Annotated in this window: 8 protein-coding genes and 1 pseudogene; 6 read left to right on the forward strand and 3 right to left on the reverse strand. The window is 45.1% G+C overall.

What is annotated here, in order from left to right; all coding sequences use genetic code 11:
• Positions 1-119: 119 nt before the first annotated feature.
• Complete coding sequence (locus F6K20_RS15565; protein ID WP_287295244.1) at positions 120-1,850, forward strand: ShlB/FhaC/HecB family hemolysin secretion/activation protein; 1,731 nt, start codon at positions 120-122, stop codon at positions 1,848-1,850.
• 312 nt (positions 1,851-2,162) lie between these two features.
• Here the strand turns inward: F6K20_RS15565 and F6K20_RS15570 are convergent, their stop codons facing one another.
• Positions 2,163-2,507: a hypothetical protein gene (locus F6K20_RS15570; RefSeq protein ID WP_287295246.1), complete on the reverse strand. Its 345-nt coding sequence runs from the start codon at positions 2,505-2,507 to the stop codon at positions 2,163-2,165.
• Positions 2,508-2,763: 256 nt separating this feature from the next.
• Between F6K20_RS15570 and F6K20_RS15575 the strand changes: the two genes are divergently transcribed.
• From F6K20_RS15575 to F6K20_RS15590, 4 genes are all read left to right on the forward strand, one after another.
• Entirely contained in the window at positions 2,764-3,939 is a 1,176-nt protein-coding gene (locus tag F6K20_RS15575; protein ID WP_008189792.1) for an RNA-guided endonuclease InsQ/TnpB family protein, read from the forward strand.
• A 96-nt stretch (positions 3,940-4,035) separates the two neighbouring features.
• Complete coding sequence (locus F6K20_RS15580) at positions 4,036-4,239, forward strand: type II TA system antitoxin, ParD family (RefSeq protein WP_287295252.1); 204 nt, start codon at positions 4,036-4,038, stop codon at positions 4,237-4,239.
• Positions 4,240-4,520: 281 nt separating this feature from the next.
• Complete coding sequence (locus tag F6K20_RS15585) at positions 4,521-5,327, forward strand: Uma2 family endonuclease (protein WP_287295248.1); 807 nt, start codon at positions 4,521-4,523, stop codon at positions 5,325-5,327.
• A gap of 304 nt (positions 5,328-5,631) precedes the next feature.
• Positions 5,632-6,204, forward strand: a complete 573-nt coding sequence (locus F6K20_RS15590; protein WP_287254870.1) for a Uma2 family endonuclease — start codon at positions 5,632-5,634, stop codon at positions 6,202-6,204.
• A gap of 83 nt (positions 6,205-6,287) precedes the next feature.
• On the opposite strand, the gene F6K20_RS15595 is transcribed toward F6K20_RS15590, so the two are convergent.
• Entirely contained in the window at positions 6,288-6,680 is a 393-nt protein-coding gene (locus tag F6K20_RS15595; RefSeq protein WP_287295250.1) for a DUF5615 family PIN-like protein, read from the reverse strand.
• Positions 6,681-6,682: 2 nt separating this feature from the next.
• Positions 6,683-7,057: a DUF433 domain-containing protein gene (locus tag F6K20_RS15600; protein WP_008189779.1), complete on the reverse strand. Its 375-nt coding sequence runs from the start codon at positions 7,055-7,057 to the stop codon at positions 6,683-6,685.
• A gap of 463 nt (positions 7,058-7,520) precedes the next feature.
• Here F6K20_RS15600 and F6K20_RS40675 point away from each other — a divergent pair.
• Positions 7,521-7,751: pseudogene (locus F6K20_RS40675) on the forward strand (hypothetical protein); the annotation flags it as partial.
• Positions 7,752-7,844: the final 93 nt, after the last annotated feature.

Consider the following 7,844-nt stretch of genomic DNA (forward strand, 5'->3'; position numbering starts at 1 on the left):
TTCCCTACCCGCCCCTCTTCCGATCTCAGGCTTCTTGCCTGTTTCATTCCCGAGCAAGCAGGATGCCCACCCCACTCCTATTCATCCGAAGATTCAGCAATGCTAACAAAGCTGAAAGTATGTATCTTATACTGAAATCGATTATTCTAATTTCAGGCTCTAGTATTATTCCCATCGTGAGCCTAACTATGGGAGCAGTGGCTCAGTCTACTCCACCCCCAGGAGTGAACCTTCCCCCCACCACCCCTGAGAGGATTGAGGAAACCATTCCCAAGCCATCCGATTTACCTCCTCCTGTTCGTGAAGAATCTCCAGCATCACAACCTCAGCCAAACCTGGGAATTCCTTCCTCTCCCCAACTCCCTGAAGTTACAATTCCACCCAGTGTGCCATTCTTCGTCACAGAAGTAGAGGTGTTGGGAAATACGGTTTTGCAAGACGAAATTGCAGATAAAAAAAAACCATATGAGAACCGTGAAGTAAGGTTTGAGGAGTTGCTTCAACTGCGTTCTGCCATTACTGAGCTCTACATTAAAAATGGTTACATCACCTCTGGCGCATTTTTGCCCGTCCAAGACTTTAGCAAAGGTGTTGTGAAAATCCAGGTGGTTGAGGGTGACTTAGAACGGATTGAACTGGAGGGATTAAACCGTCTGCGGGAAGGATATGTGCGCAGTCGCCTTGAACTAGCCACTCACCCACCATTAAACCGAAGCCGCTTAGAAGAAGCCCTGAAACTGCTGCAACTTGACCCCTTACTCAATCAAGTGGATGCCGAGTTAACTGCAGGAAGCGGCTCTGGTAGCAATATTTTGCAAGTCAAACTCAAAGAAGCGTCTGCCTTTCACGCTGGTATTTCTACCGCCAACAACCAATCTCCCAGCATTGGTTCACTACAAACCAGGCTGTTTGTTGCCCATGATAATCTTTTGGGTTTTGGCGATCGCTTCAGCACTCAATACAGCTTTACCGAAGGGCTAGACCTCTACGATATCAACTATTCTATCCCCGTCAATCCCTACAATGGCACCCTCAGTGTACGCTACAACAACAGCGACAGCGGCATTATCGAAGATGAATTTGAGGAGTTTGATATCGAAAGCGAAACTCGCACCTTTTCTGTTAGTTTTCGCCAACCGATATTCCGCTCCCCAGAAACTGAATTTGCTCTGAGTTTAGCCCTAGACTTGCGTCGCAGTCAAACCTTTTTACTCGGGGAACCCTTTTCTTTCTCAGTTGGTCCAGAAGACGGCGAATCCAAGGTAACGGTATTGCGATTTTCTCAAGATTGGATAGACCGTAGTAGCCCTAGTCGGATATTAGCTGCTCGCTCTCAGTTTAGTTTTGGGTTAGGTGCCTTTGATGCAACTATCAACAATAGTGGGACTGACGGGGGATTCTTTAGCTGGTTGGGACAATTCCAATTGGTACAACAGTTGTCACCGAGAACGACGCTGATCACACAAATTAATGCTCAGTTAACCCCAGATTCTTTGCTCTCCCTAGAACGTTTCAGTATCGGTGGCGTGGATACTATCAAAGGCTATCGACAAAACCAACTGGTTGCTGATAACGGTATCTTGGGTTCCGTACAACTCCGCATCCCTCTCACCTCAGACCCCACCAGGCTACAACTAGCCCCTTTTTTTGAAATCGGTACAGCTTGGAATAATCTAGATCCTGACCCTGACCCCGCCACCATTGCTAGCTTGGGAGTAGGTTTGCGATCGCAGATTATCTCTGGTTTAGATTTGCGCCTAGACTATGGTATCCCCTTGATTGAGGTCAACAACCGGGGAAATTCACTACAAGAGAATGGTTTCCACTTTTCAGTGGGCTACCAGCCCTAGGTTCGCAGCTGAGTTTTGAGCAAAAGTCTATGCGATGAAGCGAAGCTTCCGCTAAAAGCGATCGCATTTAACTTAAATTCCTCCATACTAATGGGGTTAACAACCCATAAAACCCTTTTTAAATTCGGGTTACAGCAATTGCTTCCGGGAAACTGTACCCATGTGTAATTTGGGTTTATTTTTGCGATTGACATGCAGGTCACGCTACGCGATTGGCCGTAGGCCACGCTAAAAGCGATCGCATTCCTCTAAAACTCTAGGTGTAATCCTCTCAAGACCACCATCAGATAAGCTTCAGAGCAATTGTACCCATTAATAAAACTCAAAAGGTGAATCTCTCTCGATAGGCTTCGCCAACTCAGGATATGAGCTGAGATTAGTTAGTGTTAGGCTCTTAGTGTCGATAACCACACTTACCGGGATTACCTTGAGGGAAGCATGGAGTAGGGAGTAGGGAGAACAGAGTAGTGATGCAGCAAGGTCTTCGGATAAACTAAACTCCCGTGGGGGGAACCCCCAAGACCACGCTGTATGGCTTTGGGTCAATTCTTGTCCACTTTGCCCTGTTCCGAGATCCCCTGTTCCCAGATCCGCTGTTCCCGACTGCGTAAAAGCAACAAAAGTTGTTATTCCAGAAATGTTGTTCAAGAACAACATAGGGATTTCCCATGCCTAGGCTTTCGATTGAGATCACCAAAAATAGGGGGTCTGGGGGATTATCCCTCCCTATGCCTAAAGGCATAGGGAGGGATAATCCCCCGCAGCCAGCCGTTCGCGCAGCGTGACAAGCAGGTCAATGGGTTCAATACCCTTGTTCGCGTAGCGTCGGACAAAGCCCGAGGTTGGCGGCGAAATCTTCCGGAATATCCAAAATCTTGATGTATAATAGCAATAGATACTCACAAGTGAATTTATGGAGATGGAAACCACAGTATTAACAATAGTTTGCAAGATTCAACCGACACCCCAGCAAGCCGACAAGATTGAGGCCACACTTAAGGGGTTTGCGGATGCTTGCAACTATACCAATGCTGTCGTAAAATCCTCCATAACCAGCAAAAACACGATACAGGCTCAGGTTTACAAATACATCAGGGAAACCTATAACTTAAGCGCTAATTTAGCGGTAAGAGTTTGTGGACGTGTGGCTGCAAACAGAAAAACAGCTAAACATAAAAACAAGCCTGTATCAAATTTCAGTCCTACTAGTGCTGATTATGATGCCAGAATTTTCAGTTACAGAGAAAAAGATCAAACTGTTAGCTTAACTTTAGTAGGTGGCAGAGAGAGATTTACCTTGCAGATTGGTAACTACCAAATTGGCAAACTCAAAGGCAAGCAACCTACCTCCGCTCAACTATGCAAGCATCGTGATGGTCAGTATTATGTTCATATCCAAGTTAAGGAAAAAGCTCCATTACCTCAAAAAAGAGAAAAGGTTATTGGAGTAGACTTAGGGCGCACGGAGATCGCTGTTACTAGTGAAAACCTGAGTTTTTCTGGCAAGCAAGTAACGGAAACTAGAGACAAATTTGCCAGAGTAAGAAGACAAATTCAACAGAAAGCCTCGAAGGGCACAAGAAGTAGTAGACGCAGATGTCGCCAACTTCAGAAACGGCTATCAGGCAAAGAAAGACGTTTTCAGACTTGGGTTAACCATAATGTAAGCAAGGCTATTGTTGAATCAGCAAAGTCTCAAGGAGCAGTTATCGCTCTGGAGGATTTGACAGGTATCAGAGAGAGGACGAACCTACAGCCAAGGTCTAAGACCGAAAAAAGAAGGTCTAACAGTTGGGCTTTTTATCAGCTTAGAGAATTTATACGGTACAAGGCTTTAGAAGCTGGGGTAGAAGTCATCTTCGTCAATCCTCGCTATACCTCTCAAACGTGCCACAAGTGCCTGCATATCCATCCAGTAAAAGGCAAGTCTTATAGGTCCCGAAAACGCTACAAGTGTAGTGCTTGTGGATGGATTGGAGATGCTGATTTCAATGGTTCTATGATGATTAAAATGCTGGGGCAGAGTGTAACCCTGCCCGGAGGTTCGTACTTATCCTGTTCTCTAACAGATATTGTACAGGGCTACTAAAAGCCCCCGGCATAAGCGCCGTGGGGATTGGTTACCCCAGAACAGCATCAGAAGCTCAAAGCGATGTTCCTTTAGAACCGCTTCGCGAACGCAGCCCTGAGCGGCAAAACGATTAAGGAATATGTGCTTGAACGCTCTCTGCCTGATGTGCCCATCAACCCAGAACTAAGCTCCGAAGAAGCCCTGGCTCAACTGTCTGCCTTTCTCAAGCCGAGAATAGAAGCGGCTGAACGGGGTGAATTCTCCCCCAGCACTTTTCCTGATATTAAGCAGAAAGCACGCAATAACATCCAGTCCTGAATGAAGATGCCCTGATTAGACGTTTTGCAAAAGTGGTCTAAATCCCGCAGATTACCTAGGCTAAAAATGGCTTTTGCAACAGCTATATTGGCAATGAATGCTCTCAATAAATAACGTCATTTCGGGTTAATATAGCATTTATCATAGTAATGAGGTACACAGGATTTTTTCCCTGTTTACTGATCCGAATTTCCCTACCTTTACAGATAAATTTTAAACTTGGTTCAAGATCTGAGTATAAGATAGAATAGGCTTATCAGCTCTGGTAAAGGTTTTTCCTTATGGTTCAGCAGCTCCAACCCACTACCGATGACATCTTCTATCCCGAAAGTGATGGCAAACCCTTGGCGGACAATACCCTTCAATTTGAACTAATTACTACGATTAAGTATGGCCTGGAAGCCCTATTCAAAGATGACGCCAATGTGTTCGTTGCCGGGGATTTGTTGTGGTATCCAGAACAAGGACAACCTAAAATCAACCAAGCCCCCGATGTGATGGTGGTTGTCGGTAGACCCAAAGGGCATCGGCGTTCCTACAAAACCTGGGTTGAAGATAACCTTAATCCCCACGTGACCTTTGAAATAGCATCAGAAACGAACACCATCAAGGAATTAGAAGAGGATAAACTCAAGTTTTACCAGAATCATGGAGTAGAAGAGTACTATCTCTATGATCCAAATCGGACAAAACTAAAAGGCTGGCTACGTTCAGCAGAAAAACTAGAACCCATCCCCCAGATGCCAGGTTGGGTTAGTCCCCGTTTAGGAATTAGGTTTGAGTTAGTAGCATCTCAATTGGTGCTGTATTATCCCAATGGTGAACGTTTTGCTACTTATTTGGAAATTATTGAGCTCAAAGATCTCGCTCAACAACAAGCAGAGCTCGAAAGGCTGGCAAAAGAACAGGAACGCCAACGGGCAGAGCAAGCGGAAGAAGCTTTAGAGCAAGCGGAGGAAGCTTTAGAGCTCGAAAGGCTGGAAAAACAACAGGCATCACAACGGGCAGAACAGGCAGAAGCTTCGTTGCAAGCCTTGCGATCGCAATTAAAAGCAAAGGGCATAGATCCAGAACAGTTCGAGCTATGAACCCCACCATACCGACACGTTGTCAAGTGCGGAAGGCGATTAAGGGGGTGAATGAGGTGATGAATGACTTAAGGGTGGCGCAACACCCTCCCCCTCAGGATGAGGGATTATATCAAGTCAGGTTGAATACCCATAATTAGAGGGAGGGTGGGAAGTGTGGGGAGGGTGGGAAGTGTGGGGAGGGTGGGAAGTGTGGGGAGATGGGGAGATGGCGGAGATTTTTATTAAGGGTAATTATCCCGACATGATATTAGCTTATCTGCATTTTGATAAAATTAAGACAGATGAAATCAGGAGAATTGGTATGACTGAAACGATTGATCGAGTCAGTTGGATAATCGATGATTTAGAACTATTGCCTCACTCTGAAGGGACAATATACGAAATAATTGAAGGAGAATTATTTGTGACTCGAACGCCTCACCGACGACATCAACAAATTTGTGGCCGAATTTTTAGTTATTTGAATAATTGGTCAGAATCAACAGGTAATGGTGAAACCATTATTACTCCCGGAATTATCTTCTCAGATGCCGATAATGTGATTCCTGATGTAGTGTGGGTAAGCCAAGAAAGATTAGCTCAAATAGAAGATGAAGCTGGACATCTGACCGCAGCACCTGAATTAGTTGTGGAAGTAATTTCTATTGGTAAAGAAAATGAAAAACGCGACCGCGAAATTAAAGTCAAATTATATTCAATTCAAGGGGTAAAAGAATATTGGATTGTGGATCGTTTTCGTAAGCAAGTAGAGGTATATCGCCGAGACAAGGGGAAATTAACTCTAGTTGCTACCTTATTTGATCAGGATGAGTTGACTTCTCCTTTATTACCCAATTTTGTTGTACTAATCAATCGCTTTTTTCCGGTTAAGTAAAACAGCACGTAAGATTAAGGACGCTATCTGGCTCGTATTTGAGTTTTTATAAATACCCAAAAGGATCTACCACCCTGAAGAATTTACGGAATAAAAATTCGACCGACTCCCAGGTAGTTTTCCAGATCAAGCACAATTTCAATCAATCGGGTAGCGCATTTTTGCCGATAACTACTTTCGTCAAGTCGATCTGGGTTACCAATTGTCAGAATTGGTAACGAAGTTGGTGTATTGTCCTCACGAATTGTTTGCTCTAGAGAGTCAACTCCTATCATATTTCGGTTAGCGGTAATCAGGATCATTTGGTTGCTCTGAGCAAAGTGCCAAACAGCGCGATCGCTACTATCCATTGGCAAGTCAGCGTCCTGAAATGTAAAGAAGCGAATAGGTAATAGTTCCAGCCATCCTTCAGCCGATAGTGTTCCCCAAAATAGAACAGCATCGCCAGTTAAATTGTAGTCAATCAGAAAGTTCATGGCTATGCCTGGGCTTCAATTCGCGCTTTCCATGCTTGGAGTTTTGCACGGAGGGCTTCCTGACCTGGCTTCGGAGGCATTGCTGCGATCTTGGCAAATCGTTCTCGATTTCGCTCTTCCCAATATTGCCGAATTTCCTTTGCTGTTTGGAGACATTCTTGGTATTCCGCTTCAAACTCAACATGATGAGTTTCAATGTAGGCTAGCGCTGAACGAATCTGATGATTATTAAGACTTAGTTTTTCACAGATCAACTGTTGTGGATACTGAGCCTTCAGGTAATCCATCACGTCGTAAAGAGTGATGCGTGTACCTGCGATTGTCAATCCCCGCTCTGTCCGAATGATTGCTGGTTCTTCAGTAGGTGCTGACACCATATTAAACCTCCTATCCCTGGTGGATAGCTATCTATTCCCTTGATACCCAATGTCCATTATATTCAAAGCCCGTTCGCTCACATATACCCTTTAAGCACGAAATAAGATCCGTTATGGTTCGCTCACTCATTCAGTTGATCGGCGATCGTACCAGGCTCAACTCGATGGTACTTTGAAGTAAGTCCCGAATTTACGATCAAGGCAGATAAATACCTTTAATTGAGGCAGCAATTTGAGTAGACCTGGTGGTAATATTGAGTATCTGCTTTGGCTGGGAATGGAGAGCCACCAACAGCCTCCTGATTTAGCAGCAATTCAACAAATTATAGAAGAAGCGATCGCATAAGCGCGGAAGCTGAGGCCGTAGGCCACGCTACGCGAACGCTTCATCGCAAAGCTCAAACCAATGTCGAAGCGTGCTTTACTTTTAATACCACATTCCCCTTAAAACAACCGGTTGAACATGAATCCTTACACAATCTTAAATCAGACCCAGTGCCAGCGGGTAAGTGATGGAGTCATCCTGCCACTTCTGAGCGGTTGTGAGTCAGCCACCCGCCAGCTGGTACTTGTCTGGCCCCAACTTGGAGATTTCGACAGTCTCGAATACGCTTGGTGGCTGCAACGGGAAGCAAAAAGGTTACAGGGCGAGGGTATAGTAATACGAGCTGTTGGTATTGGCAATCGCGATTCTGTTGACACTCCCCGCCCTGGAAGGACGGGGATTCTTGCTTCAATGGGGTTACTTGTTTAACCAGGCCGGAGCCAGGAAAAATAGAGGTCGCCA

The sequence above is a fragment of the Moorena sp. SIO2C4 genome, from assembly GCF_010672485.1.
Lineage (GTDB): Bacteria > Cyanobacteriota > Cyanobacteriia > Cyanobacteriales > Coleofasciculaceae > Moorena > Moorena producens.